The 26,117-nt window shown below is 58.6% G+C and carries 24 protein-coding genes; 14 read left to right on the plus strand and 10 right to left on the minus strand.

Annotation, left to right across the window (positions count from 1 at the left end):
• Positions 1-333: 333 nt before the first annotated feature.
• From HPY64_14220 to HPY64_14235, 4 genes are read left to right on the plus strand one after another with little or no spacing between them, the layout of a single operon-like run.
• Positions 334-1,290: a MoxR family ATPase gene (locus HPY64_14220; protein NPV68293.1), complete on the plus strand. Its 957-nt coding sequence runs from the start codon at positions 334-336 to the stop codon at positions 1,288-1,290.
• Positions 1,291-1,304: 14 nt separating this feature from the next.
• Positions 1,305-2,558 carry a DUF58 domain-containing protein gene (locus HPY64_14225; protein NPV68294.1) on the plus strand — a complete coding sequence of 418 codons (1,254 nt, stop codon included), beginning with the start codon at positions 1,305-1,307 and terminating at the stop codon, positions 2,556-2,558.
• Between the two features lie 36 nt (positions 2,559-2,594).
• Entirely contained in the window at positions 2,595-3,281 is a 687-nt protein-coding gene (locus tag HPY64_14230; GenBank protein NPV68295.1) for a fused MFS/spermidine synthase, read from the plus strand.
• Positions 3,281-3,991 (plus strand): DUF1461 domain-containing protein, encoded by a 711-nt coding sequence (locus HPY64_14235; GenBank protein NPV68296.1) that lies wholly within the window; start codon positions 3,281-3,283, stop codon positions 3,989-3,991. Before HPY64_14230 ends, HPY64_14235 begins: the two co-directional genes overlap by 1 nt.
• 27 nt (positions 3,992-4,018) lie before the next feature.
• Here HPY64_14235 and HPY64_14240 read toward each other — a convergent pair whose 3' ends face one another.
• Positions 4,019-5,233: a 2,3-bisphosphoglycerate-independent phosphoglycerate mutase gene (locus HPY64_14240; GenBank protein ID NPV68297.1), complete on the minus strand. Its 1,215-nt coding sequence runs from the start codon at positions 5,231-5,233 to the stop codon at positions 4,019-4,021.
• A 247-nt stretch (positions 5,234-5,480) separates the two neighbouring features.
• Here HPY64_14240 and HPY64_14245 point away from each other — a divergent pair, with 247 nt between their 5' ends.
• The 5 genes from HPY64_14245 to HPY64_14265 all read left to right on the plus strand — a co-directional run bounded on the left by HPY64_14245 (position 5,481) and on the right by HPY64_14265 (position 11,287).
• Positions 5,481-6,740, plus strand: a complete 1,260-nt coding sequence (locus HPY64_14245; GenBank protein NPV68298.1) for a YvcK family protein — start codon at positions 5,481-5,483, stop codon at positions 6,738-6,740.
• An 83-nt stretch (positions 6,741-6,823) separates the two neighbouring features.
• Entirely contained in the window at positions 6,824-7,834 is a 1,011-nt protein-coding gene (gene gap / locus HPY64_14250; GenBank protein ID NPV68299.1) for a type I glyceraldehyde-3-phosphate dehydrogenase, read from the plus strand.
• Between the two features lie 77 nt (positions 7,835-7,911).
• Positions 7,912-9,105, plus strand: coding sequence for a phosphoglycerate kinase (locus HPY64_14255; GenBank protein ID NPV68300.1), 1,194 nt, complete (start codon positions 7,912-7,914; stop codon positions 9,103-9,105).
• A gap of 229 nt (positions 9,106-9,334) precedes the next feature.
• Positions 9,335-10,102, plus strand: a complete 768-nt coding sequence (locus HPY64_14260; protein NPV68301.1) for a triose-phosphate isomerase — start codon at positions 9,335-9,337, stop codon at positions 10,100-10,102.
• Positions 10,103-10,117: 15 nt separating this feature from the next.
• Positions 10,118-11,287: a hypothetical protein gene (locus HPY64_14265; GenBank protein ID NPV68302.1), complete on the plus strand. Its 1,170-nt coding sequence runs from the start codon at positions 10,118-10,120 to the stop codon at positions 11,285-11,287.
• Positions 11,288-11,297: 10 nt separating this feature from the next.
• On the opposite strand, the gene HPY64_14270 is transcribed toward HPY64_14265, so the two are convergent.
• On the minus strand, positions 11,298-12,359 hold the full coding sequence (locus tag HPY64_14270) for an undecaprenyl/decaprenyl-phosphate alpha-N-acetylglucosaminyl 1-phosphate transferase (protein ID NPV68303.1): 1,062 nt from the start codon (positions 12,357-12,359) through the stop codon (positions 11,298-11,300).
• A gap of 54 nt (positions 12,360-12,413) precedes the next feature.
• Positions 12,414-13,088, minus strand: a complete 675-nt coding sequence (gene upp, locus HPY64_14275) for a uracil phosphoribosyltransferase (GenBank protein NPV68304.1) — start codon at positions 13,086-13,088, stop codon at positions 12,414-12,416.
• A gap of 159 nt (positions 13,089-13,247) precedes the next feature.
• Here upp and ruvB point away from each other — a divergent pair, with 159 nt between their 5' ends.
• The 3 genes from ruvB to queA are packed head-to-tail and all read left to right on the plus strand — an operon-like array spanning position 13,248 to position 15,644.
• On the plus strand, positions 13,248-14,273 hold the full coding sequence (gene ruvB / locus HPY64_14280; protein NPV68305.1) for a Holliday junction branch migration DNA helicase RuvB: 1,026 nt from the start codon (positions 13,248-13,250) through the stop codon (positions 14,271-14,273).
• 29 nt (positions 14,274-14,302) lie between these two features.
• Positions 14,303-14,536, plus strand: a complete 234-nt coding sequence (locus HPY64_14285; protein ID NPV68306.1) for a DUF2905 domain-containing protein — start codon at positions 14,303-14,305, stop codon at positions 14,534-14,536.
• Between the two features lie 31 nt (positions 14,537-14,567).
• Entirely contained in the window at positions 14,568-15,644 is a 1,077-nt protein-coding gene (queA, locus tag HPY64_14290; protein ID NPV68307.1) for a tRNA preQ1(34) S-adenosylmethionine ribosyltransferase-isomerase QueA, read from the plus strand.
• 26 nt (positions 15,645-15,670) lie between these two features.
• Here the strand turns inward: queA and HPY64_14295 are convergent, their stop codons facing one another.
• Positions 15,671-15,898, minus strand: coding sequence for a hypothetical protein (locus HPY64_14295; GenBank protein ID NPV68308.1), 228 nt, complete (start codon positions 15,896-15,898; stop codon positions 15,671-15,673).
• A 485-nt stretch (positions 15,899-16,383) separates the two neighbouring features.
• Between HPY64_14295 and HPY64_14300 the strand changes: the two genes are divergently transcribed.
• The gene (locus HPY64_14300) at positions 16,384-17,244 is read left to right on the plus strand and encodes a purine-nucleoside phosphorylase (GenBank protein NPV68309.1); all 861 of its coding nucleotides are present in this window, start codon (positions 16,384-16,386) and stop codon (positions 17,242-17,244) included.
• Positions 17,245-17,257: 13 nt separating this feature from the next.
• Complete coding sequence (locus HPY64_14305; protein NPV68310.1) at positions 17,258-18,067, plus strand: hypothetical protein; 810 nt, start codon at positions 17,258-17,260, stop codon at positions 18,065-18,067.
• A gap of 9 nt (positions 18,068-18,076) precedes the next feature.
• Here HPY64_14305 and yqeC read toward each other — a convergent pair whose 3' ends face one another.
• Genes yqeC through HPY64_14335 form a run of 6 tightly spaced genes read right to left on the minus strand, consistent with a single transcriptional unit; the run spans position 18,077 to position 26,108 of the window.
• Positions 18,077-19,435, minus strand: a complete 1,359-nt coding sequence (gene yqeC, locus HPY64_14310; protein NPV68311.1) for a putative selenium-dependent hydroxylase accessory protein YqeC — start codon at positions 19,433-19,435, stop codon at positions 18,077-18,079.
• Positions 19,425-20,279 carry an EF2563 family selenium-dependent molybdenum hydroxylase system protein gene (locus HPY64_14315; protein ID NPV68312.1) on the minus strand — a complete coding sequence of 285 codons (855 nt, stop codon included), beginning with the start codon at positions 20,277-20,279 and terminating at the stop codon, positions 19,425-19,427. Before HPY64_14315 ends, yqeC begins: the two co-directional genes overlap by 11 nt.
• Complete coding sequence (locus HPY64_14320; protein NPV68313.1) at positions 20,257-22,488, minus strand: molybdopterin-dependent oxidoreductase; 2,232 nt, start codon at positions 22,486-22,488, stop codon at positions 20,257-20,259. The genes HPY64_14315 and HPY64_14320 overlap by 23 nt, the downstream gene beginning before the upstream one ends.
• 6 nt (positions 22,489-22,494) lie before the next feature.
• On the minus strand, positions 22,495-24,267 hold the full coding sequence (locus tag HPY64_14325) for a hypothetical protein (protein ID NPV68314.1): 1,773 nt from the start codon (positions 24,265-24,267) through the stop codon (positions 22,495-22,497).
• 32 nt (positions 24,268-24,299) lie between these two features.
• Complete coding sequence (locus HPY64_14330; GenBank protein NPV68315.1) at positions 24,300-24,686, minus strand: hypothetical protein; 387 nt, start codon at positions 24,684-24,686, stop codon at positions 24,300-24,302.
• A 12-nt stretch (positions 24,687-24,698) separates the two neighbouring features.
• Complete coding sequence (locus HPY64_14335) at positions 24,699-26,108, minus strand: 2Fe-2S iron-sulfur cluster binding domain-containing protein (protein NPV68316.1); 1,410 nt, start codon at positions 26,106-26,108, stop codon at positions 24,699-24,701.
• Between the last annotated feature and the right edge of the window lie 9 nt (positions 26,109-26,117).

The raw sequence follows: 26,117 nt of genomic DNA on the forward strand, positions 1-26,117 counted from the left end.
CAGAATGAAGTCGCGTGTCATTTTGAGAGAAAATACACATGCGATTTGGTGCTTAGATGGGCAACCTTCAACCGGCATCTGAATTTCAACCGCGAAAGATACACTACCGGACTTTGCAACAGCCGTGTCCGGTGCGGTGCGGCGGTGCAGCATCTCAGGTAGCCCCCTGCCCCCTGATCTGTCGTCTCACCTTTACCTCACAGCCCTGCCACAGGCGGGTATAGCGCTACCGGGACAGAACGTCTATCGCAACCGGCGGCAAAGTATGCTACAGTAGCGTTCTGGTGCTTCTTGGACTGGATCACCTGGAACTGGTTGATAAGGAGTTTCTGCATGAATATTGTGCAGAGGGTAGCAGAGCAAATCATCAACAACGTCAGCAATGTGATTATCGGCAAGCGCAACGAGATCCGTCTGACCACGCTCGGCCTGCTCTGCAATGGTCACATTCTCATCGAAGATGTTCCCGGTGTGGGCAAAACGATGATGGCCCGCGCACTGGCAAAGTCAATCGGGTGTACCTTCAGCCGTATTCAGTTCACGCCGGACATGCTCCCCACCGATGTCACGGGCGTCTCGGTGTACAACCAGAAGACAATGGAGTTTGAGTTTCGCCCCGGACCGATCATGGCGCAGATCGTGCTCTCCGACGAAATTAACCGCGCTACGCCGAAAACCCAGGCTGCCCTCCTGGAGGCGATGGAAGAGCACCAGATCACAGTTGATGGTCGAACCTATCGTCTGGGGCCTCCCTTCTTGGTGTTGGCGACTCAGAATCCCATCGAGTACGAAGGGACGTTTCCCCTCCCTGAGGCACAGCTGGATCGTTTTCTACTGCGCATCGAGCTGGGCTACCCGTCTCCTCAGGAAGAGATCGCCATGCTGGATTCGCAGCAGTACGAACATCCGGTGAATCTCATCCAGCAGGTTGTCAGTGTGCAGGAGCTTCTGGCTGCCCAGCAGGCCATCCGTGATGTGTATCTTGCGCCAGAAATCAAGCAGTACATCATTGATCTGGTCACGGCTACCCGTCGCCACCCGGATGTCTATCTGGGCGCCAGCCCGCGCGGTGCTCTGGCTCTCTACCGTACCGCGCAGGCCCGGGCGGCCAGTGTTGGCCACGACTACGTCCAGCCTGATGACATCAAAGCTCTGGCGGAAGCTACCCTTGCTCACCGGATCATTGTTGGCCCTACAGCGCGGATTCGAGATATCTCCGCTCAGGCGATTGTCCGGGACATCCTTGCCACAGTGCCGGTGCCAGGCGCGACCATCGGGGCGCGGCGCTGAGATGCCCCTGAGCTATGAGTAACCGACGTATCGCGATCTACATCCTGCTGATAGCTGTACTGCTGGCAGGTCTGCTGAGCGGTCGTCCGATCATGTTCACGATCGCGTATGTACTCGGCGGACTGTTGCTGGCGTCGTTTGTGCTTTCATGGGCAGGTGTGTCGTGGGTGCGGATCAGGCGGCGTACAGTTGCGCGGCGTGCTCAGGTTGGCAACGAGTTTGGTGAGCGTTTTGAAGTTATGAACACTGGTCTCCTGCCCAAACTATGGCTGGAGGTCCTGGATCACTCGACTTTGCCGGGCTACCATGCCAGTCAGGTGGTACCGGCATTGCTTCCAAAGGCGCGTTACCGGTGGGAGACCAGGACTATCTGCACAGTGCGCGGAGAATATCAACTGGGGCCGGTGACGGTGGCCAGCGGTGATCCGTTCGGGTTGTTCCGTCTTACGCGTACTGTTGCTGCAACCTCAAAGATCATTGTCTACCCGGCTACGATTCCTATTGATGATTTCGCCTTGCCTAGCGGCCTTCTTTCCGGCGGTGATGCTCAGCGGCGGCGGACACACTTTGTAACTACCAATGCGGCTGGGGTTCGCGACTATGCACCCGGTGATAGTTTCAACCGGATTCACTGGCGTAGCACAGCTCGTAAGAGCCGCCTGCTGGTCAAGGAATTTGAGCTGGATCCACTGGCGGATGTGTGGATCTTTCTCGATCTCTCAGCTAGTTCGCTGGTCGAGTTGCCTGGCGCTCGCGCTTATAGTGCCGGTTTTGACTACGCGGTGACTCCTTTCTATCTCCCTCCATCTACGGAGGAGTATGGTGTTATTATTGCAGCTTCGATTGCCCGGCATTTTCTTGATAAGGGGCGTAATCTGGGTCTGGTCACGTATGGGCCGCACCGCGAAGTGCTGCATGCTGATCGCAGCCAGCGCCAACTTGGTCAGATTCTGGAACTGCTGGCAGTGGTCAAGAGTGGTAGCGACTTCGATCTGGAGCACATGCTCAGTCTCAATACAGAGTATCTGGGACGCGGGACGACCGTCATCCTGATTACCGCTGATCAGACCGAAGGTTGGGTGCGAGAGGCACATACGCTTTCCCGGCGTGGCATTCGCCTGGTTGCTGTCCTGCTTGATCCGGTTAGCTTTGGCGGTACTGTGGATACTACTGCTACGCAGGCTCGCCTGGCGACGTTTCATGTGCCTACTTATGTTGTACGTGCAGGAGACGATCTCTCCGCTGTGTTGAGTCAGCCTCTGTACTAGCTTGCATGGCCAGGTTGGTCTAATTCTGGAACTCTGATGGGTGTTGTGTCTTCTCGATTCTCTACTTTCTTGCTCTTTCTGACGGTGCTGCTCAGTGGAGTGGTGACGCTGGGTATAGAACTCTCAGCGTCCCGATTGCTGGGGAGTGCCTTTGGCACTGGCAATCTGGTGTGGGCAAGTGTGATTGGTCTGGTTCTGCTGTATCTGGCAGCAGGCTACTTTTATGGGGGGCGTCTGGCTGATCGTTCTCCGGCTCCGCTTCAATTATATGGGCTTGTGGCTTGGGCGGGGCTGTTGAGCGGACTTGTGCCGTATATGGCGCGGGTCATTGTGCCGGCTGTTGGTGGGCTGTCTCTGCCGCTGGTGGTTGCGGTCCCTTCAGTGGTGATGGTGTTGTTTGCTGTTCCTGTGTCGGTGTTGGGCTGTGTACCGCTATATGCGATTCGGCTTGTTCTTGTGGATGCTGGGCAGGCGGGTCGTTATGCGGGTCAGGTCTATGCATGGTCTACAGTGGGAAGTGTGCTGGGAGCGTTGGTTCCTGTGCTCTATATGCTGCCTGTTCTTGGTGTAACAGCGACATTTGGTGTTCTGGGTGGGTTATTGTTGGCTGTTGCCATTTTGGGTGTGTGGGTGCACGGCGGTAGCCGATCGCTTGGGCGTGTTGCTTGGATGCCGGTGTTGCTTTTGTTGGTATGGGGAATTTCGGTGTTGGGAGGGCTGTGATGGTGCCTGTGGTGCGGTATCTGGCGCTGGGTGTTGTTGTTGCGGTGCCGGTGGGGTTGCTTGTTGTCGGAGTTCAACTGGCGCTGACTGAGGGGTATATGGCTTTGGAGTATGGTCGGTCGGATTTTCCGCCGGATGGCTATGGGTTTACGTTTGAGGAGCGCTTGGCTTATGCTGTGGAAACTGTTGGGTGTCTTCGTGCTGGTGGGTGGAGTTCTGCGTGTTTGATGGCTATGAGTTTTTCTGGTGGTGTGGCGCTGTATAATGCGCGGGAGTTGCGTCATTTGGAGGATGTGGTGTTGGCTTTGAGGGGTGTTTTTGGTGTTGGTGTTGTGTTGTTTGTGTTTTCTGTGGTGTGTGTTGTGGTGTTTGTGTTTGGGGATATGACTACACGAATTGTGTTACTCAAGGCCATTAGCCAGGGTGGCATTCTAATGCTCAGCGTCCTGGCTGTACTGCTTGGTTTGGCTGTCCTTCGCTGGGATCAGTTCTTCGAGGGATTTCACCACCTCTTCTTTGCCGATGGCACGTGGCGCTTCGAGTATTCAGACACACTTATTCGCCTCTTCCCGGAGAAGTTCTGGTTCGATACGGCTCTCAATCTTGGCCTGTTTACCGCGGCAGGAGCGATCGCATTGATCGCAATCAGTTCCTGGGCACTACGGAGAATCAGCCGACAGCATCCTGACGGCCAGGACGCTGCCGGCTGAACGGTTGAGAAGCCCCGATCTTTCCCCTTAGGCCCCAAACTTCTCCAGCCGCCGGGCATGAGCCAGCGCCAGCGGCATTAGATCGGTCGCGGGGAACTGCCCCAGGCCCCCTACCAGACACTCCCGCTCCCCGAACGCCTGAGCGCGATCGGGCAGAATCACCCCCGGCGCCCATAGCAGTGTTGGCACAGGATGCCAGCTATGTGCTTTATAGCTTGCCGGTGTCGAATGGTCGCCGGTGATAATCAGCACATCCGGTTTGAGATCAAGCAGAATAGGCAGCGCCGCATCGACCCCCTCGATCACCTTCACCTTGGCGTCGAAGTTGCCGTCCTCACCCCGGCTATCTGTGTACTTGATATGGCAGAACACGAAGTCATACTGATCCCAGATCTCGGCGGCCTTGCGAAATTCATCTTCTGTGCTGTCGTGATCTCCTGTCTGGATCACGTCCATCCCGACCAGTTTGCTCACGCCCTTGTACATGGGATAGACCGCTACACACGCTGGCTTGAGCTTGAAGACATCCTGCATCTTGGGCAGGTTTGGGTCCATGGCAAAGCCGCGGAGCGTAAGCATGTTCGCGGGATGTTGATCCTTGAGCACTTCCCTGGCCCGGTCGATCCACTGGTTGATCAGGTCAGCCGTAGAGGCGGCTTCTGGCCGCAATGCTCTGGCGGGCAACGGCGCCACGCCGGTAGCCTGCGGATCGGTGTCACTAACCGCCGCGTTCAGCCCTTCACCCCGCAGCACGAAAACAAATCGGTATTCCTTCTCAACACTCAGTTCGATCTCCACACCGGGCAGCTTGATACCGCGCAGCAATGCGATCATTTGCTCACCGACCTCGGTCGGGATACGCCCGGCCCGGCGATCGGTGATCAAGCCATTGGCATCAACCGTACAGAAATTGCCGCGTGCCGCAACATCCGTCGGCCCAAGCTCCAACCCCACGCCAAAAGCGGACAGAACCCCCCGCCCCACTTCAAACTCAACCGGATCATAGCCAAAGAGCGCCAGATGCGCCGGGCCACTCCCCGGAGAGATTCCTCTCGCCACAGGAATGCTCAGGCCCACCGCCCCTTCCTGCGCCAGGCGATCCATGTTGGGCGTATGGGCTGCTTCCAGTTCAGTCGGCCCGCCCTGTTCGCGCGGCAAACCGCCCAGGCCATCCATGACAAGCAGCAGGATCTTCCCGCCGTTGCTCTTGGCCAGACGACGTATCAATTCAAAACTAGCCATCGCTGCAACCTTCCTTTCCGCACAGGCGTCCAGCCCTCTTTTTAACATGGCCGAGGGTCTGTCACAAGCCACCGGTGAGGTCTTCTGCTTTTAGGCAGGCCAAATCAGGACAAGAATCAGCCTGCAAGCTTTGACAGGCACTGCAGCCTCATGTTACTCTACACTCTGGATTGTCTGCGGTCATTGACAGGGTTTCGCTGGCGATATGCACAGCAGATTCAGGGGTGTCAGGCATTGGCTAGTCCCCTTGCTCGAACGACCACGCTGGTTGTTCCTGCTTGGAATGGGGGTGATCTTCCTGATCATCGCGCTGGCAGAGCCACTTGGCGCGCTTTATCAGGTACAGCCAGCCACTGACATCGTCTCGGTTATTCTACTGAGACCTCTTCCTGCTGTGTTCCGTATGCTGCTGGCCAGCGCAATTGGGGTCATATTGCTTGGAGCAGCGATAGTGATGCTGCGTCGCACCATGGAGACGGCGGCTTTGCAGCCGCAGACGCACCTGGAACCGACCGGAGAGCGCGACCACGTACAACGCGGCTTGAAGGTGGTGGCAATCGGCGGCGGAACAGGGCTGCCCAGCGTGCTCAGAGGCATGAAACACCTGACCGGCAATCTTACCGCCATCGTCACAGTAGCCGATAACGGTGGGAGTTCCGGTCGGCTTCGCCGCGCGATGGGCATCCTGCCGCCGGGCGACCTGCGCAACAACATTGCAGCGTTGGCTGATGATGAGGATCTAATGACGCAGCTCTTTCAGTATCGCTTCAGTTCAGGCGACCTGGATGGCCATAGCTTTGGCAATCTCTTCATCACCGCCCTGTCCGACATCACCGGCAGTATGGAACAGGCCCTGCAGGAAACCGAGCGCGTGCTGGCCGTTCAGGGGAGTGTCCTGCCTGCAACCCTGGATGACATCACACTCTGTGGCGAGATCTGGCATCCGCAGGATAACACGCTGCACCAGATTACCGGCGAATCCCAGATCACCGAACTTGGTGGTCGCATCGAGCGGGTCTACCTGCAGCCGCCCCATGCCCGCGCCTATCCAAAGAGCGTGCAGGCCATTCTTGCCGCTGACCTTGTCGTCATTGGGCCGGGTAGTCTGTTCACCAGTATTCTGCCCACACTCTTGATCGACGGGATTGCTGAGGCGATCCGGGCCAGCAATGCGCTGCGTGTGTACGTCTGCAATGTTGCAACCCAGCCCGGCGAGACCGACGGTTTCACAGTTGCGGAGCACGTGTTGGCACTGGAGAGGCACGTTGGGCCGCGCCTGTTCCATCTTGTCGTGGCTAACAACCACTTCCCGCAGGAAAATGCGGGCGAGAATACCCATTACGTGTTGCCAGCAGATGCTCATCACGAAATCGTCCATCGCTACGGCATTGTCTATGCAGACCTTACCGACACGCTCTATCCCTGGCGGCACGATCCAACCAAGCTGGCAAATGTACTATCCGCCGCCTATGCCAACTACCAGGCCACCCGGCAAGGGGTCGCCTGATAATTGGAGCCTTGTGAAACGGTCGCAGGCTGTTTACCGGAGTTGGTAAACACCCACCTGTACAAAACGAAAGGATTGTAGACATGGCTGTCCGAATCGGTATCAATGGCTTTGGCCGCATTGGGCGCCAGGTGCTGCGCATCGCATTCGAATCGTATCCGGATGCGGAGATCGTAGCCTTCAACGACCTGGGTGACGTCAACACCATGGCGCATCTGCTGCGCTATGACTCCAACTACGGCAAGTTCCCCGGCACGGTGGAAGTCGACGGCGGCAATCTGATTGTCAACGGCAAAGTCATCAAGGGCTACACGGAAAAAGACCCCGCCAAGCTACCCTGGAAGGACCTCGGTGTCGACGTCGTGATCGAGAGCACCGGTGTGTTCACCAGCCGCGAAAAGTGCCAGCCGCATATCGACGCTGGTGCCAAGAAGGTTATCATCTCTGCCCCGGCCAAGGGCGAAGTTGACCGCACCATCGTGATCGGCGTCAACGACAAGGATTACAATCCAGCAACTGATCACATCGTGTCCAACGCTTCCTGCACCACCAACTGCCTGGCTCCCGCCGTCAAGGTCGTCCATGATGCCTTCGGCGTCAACCGCGGCGTGATCACCACCATTCATGCCTACACCAACGATCAGCGTATCCTGGACCTGCCCCACAAGGACCTCCGCCGCGCCCGCGCCGCAGCCATGAACATGATCCCTACCTCCACCGGCGCGGCCAAGGCGGTTGCCCTGGTTATCCCCGAGCTCAAGGGCAAATTCAACGGTATCGCTGTGCGCGTCCCTACCTCAACTGTTTCGCTGGTTGACGGTGTCTTCGAACTAGCCAGGGAAGCTACAACCGAGGAAGTCAAGGCCGCCTTTAAGAAAGCTGCCGAGGGCGAACTGAAGGGCATCCTGGCTTACACAGATGAGCCGCTGGTCTCCTCCGACTTCAAGGGTGACCCGCACTCAAGTATCGTGGACGGGGAATTCACCGCGGTCTACAACGGCAATATGCTCAAGCTGCTGGCCTGGTACGACAACGAATGGGGTTACTCGGTCCGCACCGTTGAGCTGGCCCTCCTGATGGGCAAGAACCTCTAGCTGGCCTGCTTGTGCTTTGACAGGGGGCGGGGCTAAAGCCCCGCCCCACCCTGTTAGCGACATAAGGGGATTTCGACATGAACAAGAAGACTATCCGCGATGTCGACCTGAAGGGCAAGCGTGTCCTCGTACGGGTCGATTTCAACGTCCCGCTTCAGGACGGTGAAGTCACCGATGACACGCGCATCCGTGCGGCCATCCCCACCCTGAAATACATCCTCGACCAGAAGCCGCGTTCCGTGATTCTGATGTCCCACCTGGGCCGGCCCAAGGACGCCCCCGATCCTGCCTACACCCTGCGCCCGGTGGTTCCGGTCCTCAGCAAGTTGCTGGGCGTTCAGGTGTTCTTTGCCGAAGACTGTGTCGGACCAAAGGCCATCGAAGCCGCCAATGCCCTGCCGGAAGGCGGCGTACTCATGCTGGAAAACACCCGCTTTCACGTCGAGGAAAAGAAGAACAACCTTGACTTCGCCAAAGAACTGGCCAAACTCGGCGACATCTACGTCAATGACGCCTTCGGCAGCGCCCACCGCGCCCATGCCTCAACTGAGGGTGTGACCCATTTCCTGCCCGCTGTTGCCGGCTTCCTGCTGGAAAAGGAAATCGAGTTCCTCAGCAATGCCATCGCCAACCCGGTTCGGCCTTTTGTCGCTATCCTCGGCGGGGCTAAGGTGGGCGACAAGATCGGCGTCATCGAGGCCCTGCTGGGCAAAGTCGACACGCTGATCATCGGTGGCGGTATGGCCAACACCTTCCGCAAGGCGCAGGGCTATCCGATGGGCAACTCGCTGGTCGACGAAGAGGCGCTTGACCTGGCTAAGGGCCTGCTGGCTAAGGGCGGCTCCAAACTCCGCTTCCCGGTGGACGTTGTTGTGGCCGACGCGTTCGATAACAACGCCAATACCAAGATCGTCAAGATCGAAGAGGAAGGCGGCGTGCCGGAAGGCTGGGAAGTCCTGGACATCGGCCCCGAATCGATCAAGAACTTCGAGCAAATTCTCCGTACTGCCAAGACCGTCGTCTGGAACGGGCCGGTAGGCGTCTTTGAGATGGAGAACTTTGCCCGCGGTACCCGCGAGATTGCGCGTATCCTCAGTGAAATCACCGCAACCGGCGCCAAGACGATTATCGGCGGCGGCGACTCTGCCGCGGCTGTCGCCCAGGCTGGCTATGAAGATCGCATGACCCACATCTCAACCGGCGGCGGTGCTAGCCTGGAGATGCTGGAAGGTAAAGTCCTGCCTGGCGTTGCCGCTCTGCTGGACCGCTAATAGCAAACCGGCTTACAGGGGCCAGCGTGACCATGCACCTGTAAGGCCCCTGTAAGCCGCCAGGTCTGCCACGTGCAGGCGTGACAACCCGCCTCGCCCGTGCCAACAGGTTCCCGACGCAGATCAATGTTCGACTGGCGCGGTCATCCCACATCAGGCGTCAGGGCCTTCTGCCCTCAGGCGCCAGTTCCAGAGGCTATCCTGAAATCGCATAAGGAGTTGTATGAGTATGCGCATTCCGATCATTGCGGGCAACTGGAAGATGTACAAGACTCCCGCTGAAGCTGAGGCATTTGTGCGGGAGCTTGCGCCGAAACTGGCGCCGTATTCCAACGTGGAGCGGGTAGTCTGCCCACCCTACCTAGCTATCCCTGCCGTGCGGTCCGCCCTGCAGGGCACAGCCATCAAAGTTGGCGCCCAAGACGTACATTGGGAGAACGAAGGAGCATACACAGGCCGCGTGTCGCCGCTAATGCTTAAGAATTGGGTGGAGTATGTCATCATCGGTCACTCTGAATGTCGGCGCGATCTTGGCGACACCGATGAGATCGTTAACAAGAAGGTCAAGGCCGCCCTCGCCCACGGCCTGACCCCAATCATCGCCTGTGGTGAAAGCCTCCAGCAAAATGAAGCCGGAGAAACAAGAGCCTTCGTAAGCCAGCAAATCCATGGCGCTTACGCTGGCCTCAGCGCTGAGCAGGCCCTGAAGACTGTTGTCGCCTATGAGCCAATCTGGGCCATCGGTACAGGCCGCAATGCCACCGCCAGCCAGGCCAACGACATCATTGGCGGCGTTGTCCGCAGGACATTAGCCGACCTGTATGGAAACGAGATTGCCCAGCAGATTCGCATACAGTACGGCGGGAGCGTCAAACCGGATAACATGGCCGAGTATATCGCCCAATCAGACATTGACGGCGCTCTCGTGGGCGGCGCCTCGCTCAAGGTAGACTCATTTGTTGAGCTTATCCGCATCACAGCGGAAACGGTCAAATAGCGCGGCAGCCGCCCCATGCCACACCTGGACCTGCTAAAGCCCTGGCTGACCTTTGTCGTTGTCCTCCTGCCCCTGTTGCACCTGGAGCGCTGGATACATCGACATCTGTATGGCCTGGGGTGGCTGCTCACTCAGGACAAAGAACGCGCTACCATTCTGTACTACCTCATTTTGCTGCCGGGTGTTTTCCTGCACGAATTCACCCAATGGCTTGTAGCCGGGGCGCTCAAGCTCAAACTCGGCAAGATCAGAGTCTGGCCCAGGCCGCAGGCTGACGGCGCTCTGCGCCTTGACTTTGTGCGGCTCAGCCGCACCACTGGCCGCGCAGGTCGGGCTGTTTTCGAGTTCGCACCCATCGTTGCCGCTATCAGCGTTGTGCTATTCATCAGCCGAAATGTTTTCAACGTCGGCGGGCTTTCGATCGCGCTATCTACCGGTGAATTGCCGATCATTCAGGCAGAAATCGGGCGATTACTTGGCACGCCGGATTTCTGGCTGTGGCTGTATCTGCTCTTTGCCGTGGGCAACGCGATGTTGCCCACCACGCCGGTTGAAGAACAGGATTGGTCAGCCAGGGTTGCGGTCTTTGCTGGTGTGACTGCTATACTCATCGCCGCGGCTTTCCTGGGGGAGAGCGTCCAAACAACGCTGGAGCCAATTCTACATAGTGGTCTGGACACGCTGGCCACCGCGTTTGGCACAATCCTTGTGCTGGATCTTCTCGTTATCCTGGTGCTCATGACAACGGAAAGGTTGCTGGAACGGCTCACCGGCCGGCGAGCCAACTACCCCCACCCCCGTCGAGAGCGCCCCGCGCGACCGGAGCCCGGCGGCGAAACACCGCTTTCGGCCAGCGAAGCGCCATTGCGCATCACGGAGCGTCGACTGCCAATCCCACCTCCTCCTGACAGAGAGCAGCGCGCTGCTCTCCTCCCGCAATCAGCTCCTGCCCTGCCACAACCGGCTGCATTCATGACTCCTGCACAAGACACACCGGGTAATCACGATTATCGTGCGACACAGAGCATATTCAGCATGTCCGATATGGAAGCCGACGCGCCGCCAACTGAGCAGGAAGATGTCCAGACAATGGGGGGTGAGACAACCGAAGATTCAGCAACTGCAGCTTCGGAACCGCAGGAATATGAATATACTGATGACGAAGACCTTGAGGAAATCCCCTGACCGTCAGAGTTCACGGTTCTGACGATTGCCGGGAATGCCGGGTCAGCATCAGAAACCCCACACTGACCAGCAGCGCCATCACCACCAGCGCCACAAACTTGAAGAAACGGCTGGTTGTCACCAGGGCCAGGCCGCCGAAGAACGCACAGAAAGCGTAGTATCCCAGCACAATCACACGGGGGTTGAGACCTGCATCGATCAGGCGGAAATGGAGATGCCCGCGATCACCCAGCCCCGGATTCTTGCCCTTCACTACACGATTCACAATCTGCCATGCCACATCAAGCAGGGGCAGTCCCATCACCAGCAGAATCGTTGCCACCTTGGCCCCACCGATGATGCTCAATGCCCCAACTGTGTAGCCCAGGAAAAATGCCCCATTGGACCCCATAAAGACTTTGGCCGGCGGGAAATTGAACACCAGGAATCCAGCCACACTGCCCATCAGCGCCAACGGCAGGAGACTCACGCTTAACTGTGGCGGGTCGAGTCTGAATACCGAGTTAGCGAAGAGCACCAGCGCGGCGATGAACACCACCCCGCCCGCCAGACCGTCTACACCATCCAGCCAGTTGACGGTGTTCATCATCAGGCCAAGCCAGAACAGACTCAGCGTAACCGTCACCCAGAATGGCCAGGGATCGGTCTGCTGTCCCGTGAACGGGTTGTTAAACGTCTCAATAAAAATCCGGAAGAATACCGCGATGGCTGCTGCAGCAAGCTGGGCGAAATACTGCGGCAACGGGCCAAACTCAAAAAGATCATCCAGCAGCCCGAAGACGAAGATAAATAGCCCACCCAGCAACAACCCGGCCAGCCGGATCCACTCCCAGGAGTCAAACCGTGGCACTGGCAGAACCTGAGCTAGGATAATCGCCAGCGTGAAACTGACATATAGCGATAGGCCGCCCAGCTTGGGTGTGGGTCGACGATGCTGGTGTCTCCCGCGCGGTCGATCGACGACGTTCCACCGGAACGATAGCCACTTGGCTGCAGGCACTACCGCCACCGACAGGACAAAGGCGCACACAAAGACAACGCAGGCGACAATCACATAGGTCCTGTCGGGCACGTCGTTCCCCCCTGACCCGGAAAACCCCGGCGCTTCCGACTACAGTACTTCCCCTCAGGCCGTTCCAAATTGGCGGTCACCGGCGTCGCCAAGACCCGGCACAATGAAGCCCACCTCATTGAGATGATCATCCACGGCAGCCACATGGATCGGGACATCCGGATGTCGACCTGAAAGATGGGCAATCCCCTCCGGCGCGGCAATCAGCCCCACAAACTTAATGCGCCGCACCCCCCAGTTCTTCAGCACATCAACCGCCGCTGAAGCTGATCCACCGGTCGCCAGCATCGGATCAAGAACAAGGCAAAGCTGCACAGTTGGCTCAACTGGGAGCCTGTTGTAATACTCAACAGGACGCAGGGTCTTCTCATCGCGATAAATACCCAGGTGCCATACCTGAGCGCCCGGAACCATCTCCCACACGCCATCCACCATGCCCAGGCCAGCCCGCAGGATCGGTACCAGGCCAACATCTTCCTGCACGGAAAACCCTGTGGTCTCCGCCAGCGGTGTCCGGACTGTTCTTGTCACCAGCGTGAGATCGCGCGTTGCTTCGTAGCAGAGCATAATAGCGATCTCGCGAACCAACTCGCGGAATTTGCGGTGATCTGTACGCTCATCCCGTAGCAAAGTCAGTTTGTGCTTGACCAGAGGATGATCGGAAACAAATACCTGCGGGTGTGTCACGGAGTACTCCTTCACCTGATGGCGGGTTAGCCGGGTCTGCATCGCTTCCACGCGGCAGACGATAACAAGAATAGGATTCCCTGCCGCCCGATAAGACTGGGCCGATTGTACGAAGCCAGATGAACGCTGTCAACGTATTGCACTGCCCTGTAGGGCCGCTATACTCTGGGTACCTGCTGCAGGAGAGAAACGTGTAAGCTTATGGAACCGACAGAGCGTTTGACCAGCGCCAAGCCCCGTCCCGATGACCGCCGCAATGCAGCGCTACGCCCTCATTTTCTGAACGAAGTCATTGGGCAGCGTCTGGTCATCGAGAATTTATCTATTTTGATCGATGCTGCCAAACAGCGCAAAGAGGCACTGGATCATACGTTGCTGTACGGCCCGCCGGGACTGGGAAAGACAACCCTGGCTCATGTCATCGCTAATGAACTGGGCGTCAATATCCGCATTACCGCCGGCCCGGCCATTGAGCGAGCCGGAGACCTGGCCGCCATTCTCACCCACCTTAAACAGAACGATGTCCTCTTTATCGATGAGATTCACCGTCTGGGGCGCGCTGTTGAGGAAGTTCTCTATCCGGCGATGGAAGACTTTGCCCTGGACATTGTGATCGGCAAAGGGCCTGCCGCCAAGAATGTGCGGCTCAGATTGCCCCGGTTCACCGTCATCGGGGCAACCACGCGCCTGGCCCTGCTGACTGCCCCCCTGCGTGCCCGCTTTGGGGCCGTCTACCGGTTGGATTTCTACACGCTTGAGGATATGGTGGTTATCGTCAATCGGGCGGCAGCCATGCTCAATACACCCATTGATGAAGCAGGCGCCCTGGCGATCGCGCAGCGCGCTCGCGGCACGCCACGGGTTGGCCTGCGTCTGCTCCGGCGTGTCCGCGATTTCGCGGAGGTCCGCGCACAGGGTCGAATCACCGCTGAGATCGCCGATGCTGCGCTCTCCCTGCTCAATATCGATCCGCTTGGGCTGGATGACATCGATCGACGGGTGTTGCGGACCATCATCGAGAAATTTGACGGCGGTCCGGTTGGTCTGGAAACCATCGCGGCAGCCATCAGCGAGGAGCCGGACACGATCATGGATGTCTACGAACCCTATCTCCTTCAGCTTGGCTTTCTAGAGCGTACGCCACGCGGGCGGGTTGCTACGCGGGCTGCCTACGAACATCTTGGACTGATGTTTCCAGATCACCCTGAGCAACCAACCCTGTTCTAAGTTTTGGAATGGAGAAGTCAAAGCAGGTGATGGAAAGTCTCGGTCGTGCCCTGCTGGGGCTGGGAATTGTGCTGGCAATCACGGGAGGCGTGCTGCTCCTGCTCAGCCGCCTGCCGTTTCTGGGCAATCTTGGCCATCTTCCAGGCGATATCCGTATCGAAGGCCAGGGCTTTTCCTGCTTCATCCCGCTGACCAGTATGCTGCTGATCAGTGCAATATTGACAGTTCTGCTGAATGTGATCCTGCGAATACTCAGGCGTTGATCCATTGACCCATCAAGATAGCCTTGAATTCATGAGACTCAGCGATTTCGACTACGAACTGCCCCCTGAACTCATTGCACAGACGCCCATCGAGCCGCGGGATGCTTCCCGTTTGCTGGTAGTGCCCAGGGACGGCGGCCCAATAGAACACCGGCGGTTTGCCGATCTGGGGGAGTACCTGCGTCCCGGCGATCTGCTGGTCTTCAACCAGACTCGCGTTATTCCTGCCCGCCTGAAAGGACACAAACATCCCAGCGGCGGAGCCGTGGAGCTACTGCTTCTCCGCCAGATTGACAGTCATACCTGGGCTGTACTCGCTGGCGGCAAGAACATCAGGGAAGGGACACGTATCCGCCTGGAGAAGGAGGGTGTGCAGGTAGACGCTGAGGTGATTCGCGTTCTGGAGGGGGCGGAACGGTTAGTGCGCTTTGAGCGCCCGATCAACCACGATCTCAGCGAACTGGGTGAGACTCCCCTGCCTCCTTACATCCACGAGCCACTGGCCGATCCTGAGCGCTACCAGACCATCTATGCGCGCCACGAGGGGTCAGCAGCTGCGCCAACAGCCGGGTTGCACTTCACAGCCGATCTGCTTCTGGCGCTCAAGGAGATGGGTGTGGAGTTCGCTTATTGCACGCTCAACATTGGCCTGGGAACCTTCCAGCCAGTCAAGGAAGATGAGATCGCCAATCACAGGATGCACAGCGAGTGGGCGTCACTGTCCGCGGCAGATGCCCAGCGCATCAACGAAGCCCGGCTTTCCGGAAGGCGAGTGATTGCCGTCGGGACTACTGTCGTCCGCACGCTGGAAAGCGCGGCCATCCTCAGCGCCGGTGGTGACCCGGCCACCGGTCAGATGCCCCCTGATGATTACTGTCCCTGGCGGCCTGTCATCGCCTTTGACGGGGAAACCCGCCTGTTCATTCGTCCGGGCTACCGATTCCGCGTGATCGACGGCCTGATCACCAACTTCCATCTGCCTCGTTCAACCCTGCTGATGCTGGTCAGCGCTTTCCTGGACCGCGAGCGTACGCTGGAAGCATACGCGATTGCCAGAGACAATCGCTATCGGTTCTACAGCTTCGGGGATGCCATGCTGATTCTGTAGGCTGGCAGCGCCTTGTTGTAGCAGCATCAGTGACTGCGCAGCCAGGCCACCAGTCGCTTGACGACATTGCGCTTCTGGGCAATCGTCTGGCGGTACCGGCTCTGCATCTGGTCGGTCAGCTTCTCCAGCTCCGAAACACGCATCCGGGCGCCATTGACAACCACCCAGCCCGTTCCCAGATCGCGCAACTCACGCGGATCCTGCAAGTATAGCTTGCGGTACAGTTGCCGGTAACGCCCAATGATCGCTGACACCGAAGATGCCAGATTGCCTGCGGATACAGTGTCCGAACTATAGTCGCTGATCTGCATGACAGGAACATGACACAGTCAGGTGATCATTCACTATTCCGATTCTACGGGATTCTGCTCGACCCCCAATGTGACCAGAGAACCATTGGGCTACAACGGGACATGTTGACCTGCCTGATCACACGCAGCGGATTCAGTCAAGAGATGTCAGTGAATGAGCCGCCTGTGCACTGTAGGCGCTGCCTGCTGTTCCCGGCAGCTGGAGGCAAATCCAAATGGCAGCAGCGCCGTCAGACGAAGGGATGCAACGTCCCATGTGATCTCCCGGTGGCTTCTTTGGCTCGCTGCCGGCCATTCTGCCGCCAGGATTGCTGAAAGGTCTGGCCTGTGCCTCATCTAGATTCAATCTGGCAGCCACGCGGTTCTGGCTTATAATCTCCCACATGCGTAACCGGTACCGGTGTTTATTTTAGAACCAGGACAAAACTATGACGGTCCCCCCACAATCAGAATTTACTATCGCGGATTATGACCGCACTGCTGCCTTTATCACTGCCAGGACTACACATCGTCCCTCTGTCGCCATCATCCTTGGCTCCGGCCTCGGCGCTCTGGCCGACAGCGTAACCAATGCCGCCAGTATCCCCTACGCGGAACTTCCCAACTGGCCTCATTCCACTGTCGCAGGTCACAGCGGGCAGCTGGTAATCGGCCACCTAGAAGGCCACACAGTCATGGTGATGCAGGGGCGTAGCCATTTCTACGAAGGCCAGGGTATGGCGCGGGTAACTTACCCCATCCGCGTCATGCAGCGCCTGGGTATTCGTGCGCTCATCGTGACCAATGCTGCTGGAGGGCTTGATCCAGCTTACCGGCCCGGCGATCTGATGCTGATCAAGGATCACATCAATATACCCGGCCTGGCTGGCCACAACCCGCTGCTAGGACCCAATAGTGATGAGCTTGGCCCGCGCTTCCCCAGCCTAACCAACGCCTACAACCGCGATCTGCGACGGCTGGCGCGCGCAGTAGCGAACGACCTCAACCTGCTCCTGCATGAAGGCGTGTATGTCTACCTGTCAGGCCCGGCATTTGAGACGCCCGCAGAGATTCGTATGCTGCGCACGCTGGGCGCTCATGCCGTCGGCATGTCCACTGTTCCAGAAGTCGTTGTCGCCAACCATGCCGGTATGCGCGTCTTGGGCATCTCCGGCATTTCCAACAGCGCCATCGATGATCCCGATGCAGATTTGCAACCTAACCATGATGAAGTCTTGGAAGCCGGTAAGACTATCGCCCCCAAACTAACCGCGCTGGTTCGAGGTGTGCTCAGGCGTCTGGAGGCATAATGCGACGCCATCCATGATTAACCTGGCCTTCTTCATCGAGCAGATCGCTCCCGGTCTGTACATCCTGTGCGGTGTCGGGATTGTCATCGGCCTGCGGGCAGTGCTGCTGGCACGGCGGCAGCTGCAAAGCGCCCAGTTCGAGCTGGAGAAAGAACTGGCACGCTTCCGCGTTGACAACGCCGTGACCGCTGTGGTGCTGCTGATTCAGGTGGCGCTGGCGGTGATGGCCATTTCGCTGGTGGTCGCCCCGACGCTGCGTGCACAGCCACCGCAGGCCGGCGCAGCGATTGTCGCAGCCGTTGAGACACCATTTACCACGGCCATTCCCGGTAGCATTCTGGCCGGCACGCCACCGCCGGATTTCGCGCAGGGCGTACAGATTCCCGGCCTGGAAGACGAGTTAAACCTGGCGCCTTTTGCCACACCAACCCTGACCCCAACCCCGGTTGGCACCATTGTGCCGGATGCTCCACCGGCCATTGGATGCGATTCGCCGGAAGCGCAGATGCGCATCCCGGCAAATGGCATGATCGTTTTCGAGGCCATCAACATTGTCGGCAGCGCCAACACAGCCAATTTTGCGTTCTACCGCTTTGAGCTAAACGGCCCACAGACCAACAACGTATGGGCCAAGCTCAGCGAATATACGGTTCCTGTTGTCGACGGCGTTCTGGGCCAGCTCATTCCTTCACAGCTGACACCCGGGGAGTACAAGTTCCGCCTGAACGTCTTTGACATCACCAACACCCCCCGAGCATCCTGCACCCATACCATCTTCATCAGTGCGCCGATTCCGACCGCCACCCCCATCCGCAGCCCTTAGATCAGCCGTTCAACGTAGACCCGCCCGCCGCAGGGCCCGCTCGTAATCCTCGGGCGTGTCAATGTCCTGCAGAATGCTGTCTGTGGCAACATTCACATAAGCGATGTCATCCACATTAGCGTTCACCAAGTCGCGCGGCGCACTACCGGCTGGCAACTCCAGCAGGCCCTGCCAGTGCCGCCGTCCGAACAGCACCGGATGCCCCCGCCGCAGATCAAAACTTGGAATGACAATCCCTTTGCCGCCGTGGGCATACGCTTCCAGCACCCGCGCTACCACATAGCTTTGCAACTGCGGTTGATCGCCCAGGACAACCAGCGCTCCGTCATACCGCCCGCCCAGAACACGCAGCCCTGTCTGCAACGACGAGAGCATCTCACCGCACTCATAGTCGGGGTTGTGAACCACCTGGACCCCGTACCGTTCTGCGATTGCTGTAATACGGTCGGCGTCATGCCCGGTAACTACCACAATGTGCTCCAGCCGGGCCGCATAGAGCTGCCGGATGATCGCTTCCAGAACCGTCTCACGTCCCCACGGCAGCAACGCTTTGGTCTGCCCCATCCGGCTGGACTTCCCGGCTGCCAGCACTATCGCCGCTACCGGACGACGCACCTCATAGACCGGATCATCTTGGTTTTGCATGTCCCCCACAATAACACCATCAATCCGTGAGGAGCGCAGCAGGAGGCTAGCTGCAAGCTGGGCCTGCCGCCGCACCGTGCCAGCCATGGGCGTTTTGTTGAGCAATACCGTCACCGGTATGGTGACCGGCAGGTTCAGCAAACCCAGTTGCTCATCACGCAGAACAGAAGCCACCCATGGCCAGATCACCGGCGCACCAACCGGATAGCCAAAGCGCCGGATCATCGCCTCCGGGTTATAGACATGCGTGTGGTCCAGCGGCTGACCGAGAACATCCATACTAGCGCTCAACACAATCCGTGTGGTCTCAAAAGGCACAACCGGCTCATGGGCATAGGGAGCCTTGAACGGTAAGCGGCGCGCGCCATCGGCTTCGACCAGGACAACATCACTACTAACCCGATCCAGCAGGATATGCACATACTCAGGAGGAATGCCCTTGACTTTGCCATCACGAACATGGCTATAAAGAAAGACAAAGCGCGTCTTGTTAAGCGCAGCCGTCAACGTGGCCAGGTTGCCCTCAACGCGATCCAGCGACAGAGCGCTCGGCGCCAGTGCCAGTTCATCAACTGCAACGCGGGTCGTCGTCGTAGCCAGCACTCGCCAGCCCTCTGCCACCAGCTCATACGCCAGACGAAAAAGGGCTGAGGTTTTGCCGCCAGCCCCGACAAAGGCGATGACATCGCCCTGCTGTACCCGTAATGCGAACTTAAGTCGCATTCGCCACTCCCGGCAGTAATCCCAGACGGTGGCGAACAGCAGGCGAAACGAGCACCGCTTCCAGAACCCCACCGCCTACAGCCAGCGATTTCTCCGAAATGGTGAAGCAATGATCGACCTTCGCCCGCGGATCGATATCGCCAATCTTCAGCCCGGCGGATACTGCCACGGTTGGGTGAATCAGGCCGCGTACCACCCCATCAAACTTGGCGGTGACTGGCTGGCCATTTACCTCGGCGACAATATCGCCTGCACGAACAGTATCACCAATAGACCGCAGCGGACGCACAAACCCATCCTCCGGCGCTCGTAGCACTCGCAGCGCCGCTACGCCATTCATCTGCCCGGGGATACCGGTATCTGGCTCTGCATGTCCCTGCCAGTAGACCCTGCCCAGGTAGTGCCCCCGGTTAGTCTCCACAACTGCATGGCAGTGAACACCTGCTTCAAAGCCCGGCCCAAGCGCCACGACCAGCGGAGCCTCATCCAGTCGTGTATCAAGCGGACGCTTGGCCATACGGGCGTCGACGATCACCGTTGGCTGCCATTCGGCCAGCGGAGCTCCTGCTGGATCAATCAGAACAGGCACCTCGCCAGCCATCCAGACATCGCCGGCTGCTTCTATTCGGTCCACCAGCCGGGCCGTTATGCCGTCAACGGTGACGGAGCCTTCGTAGACCGCCGCACCATAGGCCACCCCACGCCGGACAAACAGGGGTTGCGCCAGTTCCAGCACCGCAACCGGAAACCCGGCCCGCTGCAGCCGGTAGACAACTCCGGAACCGAGGTCCCCGCCGCCGCGGACGACTATCCGCACCTGCCTAAAGATCGGCGCCAAGGCCATGCTCCCGCAGCCGTTGAACAACCCGCTGAGGAGTCAGCGGAATCTCATCGAACCAGATACCAGTAGCGTCTTTCACTGCCGCGGCTACCGCCGCCGCCAGTGGCAGGTACGGCATCTCGCCCATCCCCCGTGCTCCCCATGGCCCAAGGGGATCCGGGTATTCCAGAATGATCGACTCCACGCGCTCCGGCACATCCAGAACCGTCGGGATCAGGTAAGTGGACAGAGTCGGGTTCAAAATCCGGCCATCCTTGACCACGAGTTCTTCCAGGATGGCATACCCCATCGCCTGTACGACGGCTCCCTCAACCTGTCCCTGCACCTGCACAGGGTTCACGGCGCGCCCGACATCATCAGCGCAGTGAACACTAACCAGGGAAATCTGGCCAGTTTCCAGGTCGACTTCAACCTCAACCGCCTCGCTGACATAGCCATAGGCGAAATTGGGTTCGCTGCGACCAGTCTGGGGATCATAGGGTGTGGTCCTGGGTGGCCGGTAGACATACGTACCAACCGCCGGCCGTTCCTCCGCCTGCCATTGTTTGAGCGCTTCTTCCGCTGCCCCACGAATCGCATTGCCGGACATGAAGGTCATGCGCGAAGCCGATACGCTGCCCGAATTGCGGGTGGAACTGGTATCAGACGCCACCAGGCGAACCTTCTCCAGCGACACACCGACCGCCTCCGCAGCCATCTGTTGCATGACGGTGTGCACGCCCTGTCCGACTTCCGCCGCCGCGTGATAGAGAATGACTTCCTCGATCTCGGTGTCACCCCGAAGCTCGATGATTGCCCAGCATGCTTCCGGCGCGCCAAAGCTAAATCCCACATTCTTAAAGGCGCAGGCAATACCACGCCCTCGCCTTCTAGCGGGATCAGCCGGCTGTTCCACTGGTTGGTGCTGCCACCGATCGCCATCCTGCCGCCAGAAGCTGCGCTCTGCGCATGCCGTGAGCACGGCCTCAATGGAGACTCCTTTAGGCACCGGCGTACCTACGGTAAGCAGACTTCCTTCCCGTAAGACATTCTTCTGGCGCAGCGTCACCGGATCCATGCCGAGTGCTTCCGCCAGTTTGTTCATCTGCATCTCGGCGGCAAAGGCACCCTGTGGCCCGCCAAACCCGCGAAAAGCGCCCGTCGGGATGTTATTGGTGTAGACAGCGTAGGTGTCGATATGGGCATTGGGAATTTCATAAGGGCCGGTGACCATTAGATTGGTATTTCCCAGCACCTTAGTCGAGGTATAGGCATACGCCCCGGCATCCCCCACAACCTCAGCCTCTACCGCGACGATCTTCCCCTCGCGGGTAGCTCCCCAGCGCGTCTTGATAGTAACCGGGTGTCGCTTGTGATGGCCCAGTATAGACTCTTCCCGGCTCCAGATGATTTTGACCGGCCGGCGCAGTTTGTATGCCGCGAGCGCCAGCACAATCTGAACCGACATATCCTCGCGTCCACCGAAAGCACCACCGATGGCCGGATAAACCACGCGCACCGATTCCTCCGGCAGACCAAGCGCATGGGCGATCTGCTCGCGATCCTCATGTGTCCACTGGCCCGCCACCACTACGGTCACACGCCCTTGCTCGTCGATGTAGCCCAGCCCTGCTTCCGGCTGCAGGTAGGCGTGTTCCTGCCAGCTTGTTCGGTATGTTCCCTCAACGATCACCTCAGCGGCGGCCCACCCTGCCTGCATATCACCTTTGCGAATGCGATAGTGCGTCAGGATGTTGTTCGGCGTATTGGCATGCAAACGCGGCGCATCGTCGCGCATAGCAGCAAAAGGGTCGGTGACGACCGGCAAATCCTCATACGTGATTTCAATCAAATCGCGCGCCGTGGCCGCTGCCTCTTCAGTCTCTGCAATCACCAGGGCAATGTTGTCCATATAACAGCGGACAATATCCGCGTCAGGCCGCGTCCCGCCAGGTCCGCACAGCACAGGCTGGTCCGGCATGATTAGCCCATATTCATTGACCGGCACGTCTTTGGCCGTTAGAACCGCCACAACGCCCGGATATTGTTCAGCGGCCGAGGTATCAAGGCGGGTGATACGGGCATGGGCGCGATCGGAGAAACGGATCTTCATGTACAATTGACCGGGCATATTGATGTCGCCCGGATACAGCGCATCTCCCGTCACCTTGCCAAGGGCGTCGGTACGTACCACACTCTGGCCGACTACCGCAAGCTTCTCGCCTTCGGTCATGCCTCTTCACCCTCCCACAACGTCACCGGCCTCCACAGGCAGAAGAGCGCCACCACTAATCCGCCTGATCTCTTGCTGGAAGATCCGCCGGAGAATGGCGATTGCCGCAGCGTACGTCGGTTCCACGCCACCATAGCTCAGGCTTCCGGCCCCCAGATTCTTGCCTTTGGTCAGCGGCGTATCCGAGACGTAATGCAGAAAGCCGACGTCAAAGGGCGTACCATACAGGGTCACGATCTCATTGTAAGGATGCCGTTTGGGGCGGACGGCCTCGTAGATCGCGGAAAGGTATGGCCCGGCCTCCATCTCAATGTCGGTGTAGCCTTCCCGGTAGAATACATCCATATAGCGCGGATTCTGCAGGAAAGTCCCCCGTGCGCTGATCGCCTTCTGGTTGTCCAGCACCGAGCCGTAGGTGATGTATGGCGCAACGTCATCAGCATTGAAACAGTTGACCAGCAGGTAGGTGTTCTGAGAATGCTCGTCGTGGACAACATTGGGCAACACCACGTCGCCAATCCGGCTGTTGAGCGTCGCCGATTTGCCCATCACATATACGCCCAGCAATTCACCAACCTGAAAAGCCACCTCATTCAGCAACTCGTAGGCAGCCATACCAAGTGGATAATCAATGTTGAGCAGCACGGCATCGCTTTCTGCCAGCAACGCGATCCCGTCGACCGCTGCAACGCGCTGATCCAGGAACTCCGGGCGCACGTGCCGTAACTCCATAACCTGAGCCTCAACATCAAACCCCCGTTCGCTGGGCACGCGCAATAGCCCGATGGCCTGTTCCGCCTCCAACACCGCCCGGCGCACCTCTTCCCCGCAGTCCTGCAGGTACTTTTTCAGGACATAGTACAACAGGTTGTTATGATTTTGAGGAGATTGCCGGGATTGAATCGCCTGGTATTCGGCCAGTAGATACTGCTGATCGGAGTCATGCAGGTAAGCCAGCAGGTCCTGCTCATGTCGCCAGGCATATCCATGTAGCAAGTTAGGCAATGCATGGGGATTACTGGATACAAAGTATACCGGTCGGCGTCCAAGCTCAATGCCATGATCGCGCGCCCGATCCGCCAGATTGGTCCACCAGCGGCTGGTAGCCTTACGATAATGCGCCAGCGAACCGGAGAGCAGTTGCAGGCGGATGTTCTTGGGGCGTTCAGCCATCGCCGCCAGCGTTGGCGAAAAGTCCGCCCCCCACACTGCCTGCAGGCGTTGCAGGTCCTCCAGAGAGATTCGCAGTCCTGCCGCCAGCTGGGTCATATCACCCTCAGACATTTCCGGTTCACCGCTATACCGCCCTATCAGGCGACGGAGATTGCCTCCCTGCAACAGGCTATGAATCTTGTTCCACTCAATCTGATAGGCTGTCAGAGTCGGGATCAGGTCATCGATATCTGACCGGCTGGCGATATACACCGCCAGGACATCCTGGCCGTTAAAATGCATCCGCCGCCGCCGCCCCCTGGCGCTCACCCGTTGCCACATTTCGACATCGATGTAGCCGGCATTGATGAACACTTCTTCAGACTGGCCCAGCACAACCAGCGAAACCCGGTCAATGCACAGCGGCAGACGTAGACTGGCATAGATCAGGGCAGAAACATCCGGTTCTGGATCTCGCGCCTTGGTGTGGAGCGAGGAATCCATGCCCATGTGCGCCTCAGTTAGGGTCAGAATCTGTATGGGATGCGTCGAGCGCAGCAGCGAATAGTACGTCCGTATATACAGCTCGATCTCTTCGCTACCGGTCTTGGGCACTGTCCGATCCATGCCGCTTCACCTGCTCATAGTACTGGAGTCAATCAAAAGCGTCTTGAGTGCTCGCGGCTTTCTCGCTGCAATTTGCGCTTAAGCTGTTGCTTGCGCTCCTTTTCGGCTCGCTGCCGCTCGCGATACCTGGCAGACTCTTTGGTGAAGGAGAGTGCTACGTCTTCGTCGTAGTCTCGACCGGCCAATATCGCCACGATAAACATCGACACGCCAAACATCACCAGCCACAACACTGCCCCGACCAGCAGATCACTTGCCAGCGGGCTGAGCGTCCCAAAGGAAATGCCCTGTGTGCGAAGATATCGCTGTACATAGGGAAGAAGGACATAAGCGATCACACCGAATGCAATCGCCAGGATGGCGCCAAAAATCGGCAGCAAGGGATTACGTCTACGCTTGTATTCCACGCGCTTGACCATGAGTACACGCTCCTATGAATCGGCTTCCTGTACGATCTCAACTGCACGATGAACAGCCTCAACGATCTTGTAGTAGCCTGTGCACCGGCACAGATTGCCGGTCAGGCCCTGTCTGATCTGTTCGTCGGTGGGTTGCGGATTCTCCTCCAGCAGTTTTACCCCGGACATCAGGAAGCCTGGTGTGCAGTAGCCACACTGCACGGCCCCTTTTTCCACAAACGCCTGCTGCACCGGGTGGAGCTTGCCATCCTGGGCCAGCCCTTCAACAGTCACAATCTGGGCGCTATGCGCGCGCGGCGCGGGCACTAGGCAAGCCATGACTGCCATGCCATCCAGAAACACTTCACACGCCCCACACTCCCCCTCCGCGCAGCCTTCTTTCGTGCCCGTCAGACCAATGTCTTCCCGTAGGAACCGCAACAGTGTCTTGTCCTGGCCAACCGGCACGGTATACCGTCGGCCATTGACGATCGTCTCAATGGGCGTATCCCCAGGACGATGACGGACACTGACAGGTAGCCTGTAGCTCACCCGCCCGTTCGACTTTCCCCACAGCAACGGCGGGCGCACCGGCTGATCGCTACGCTCAGTTCCCGCCGCCAGGGCGCGCAACGCTCTCCGGACTAGCACACCGACCATCTCGCGTCGATAGGCGGCGCTCCCCCGGATATCATCGATTGGCCTTGCCGCCTGCATGGCCATCTCCGCTGCCGCCCCGATCGTTTCACGGTTCAGTCGCCTGCCACGCAAATACGTCTGCGCCTCCGGTACGGGGATGATGGTCGGCGCTACGCTGCCAAGCGTAATCCGGGCATCAGTCACTACATCCCCGTCAAAGCCAGCGACAACAGCGACATTGACCACGGCAATTGCCTGTGCCCGCCGTAACCCTAGCTTCAGGAAGATGCCACGTTCATGCGGACGCAACAATGGCACGCGGATGTCAAGCAGCATCTCGTCCGGGCGCAACACTGTCCGCCGCACACCTTGATAGAACGCCCTCAGAGGCACGACGCGCTCACCGTGCGGCGAGACCAACTTCACCGTGGCGTCCATCGCCCACAATGGTGTAATCGTATCGTTGGCCGGACTGGCTGTGATCAGGTTACCGGCAATCGTGCCGCGATTGCGGATTTGAGGCGCGCCAACCGACCAGCACGCCTGGGCCAGCGGTAACGCGCGCTCCCAGAGCAACGCTGACGCAACCACCTGGTTATGCGTCACCAGCGCCCCCAGAACTGCCTCATCCTCGGTCACCGTGATGGAATCCAGGTCCGGCAGGCGTGAGATGTCAATCAGCGCCTCAACACCGGGCCTTTGCCCGCGCTCCATTTCGAGGATGATATCGGTTCCACCGGCGATCAGCCGCGCCCGCTCGCCATACTGGCTTAGCAGTTCCAGCGCCTCACGGATGGAAGTCACGCTGTAGTA

The sequence above is a fragment of the Anaerolineae bacterium genome (genome assembly GCA_013178165.1).
In the GTDB taxonomy this organism is placed as follows: Bacteria; Chloroflexota; Anaerolineae; order Aggregatilineales; family Ch27; genus Ch27.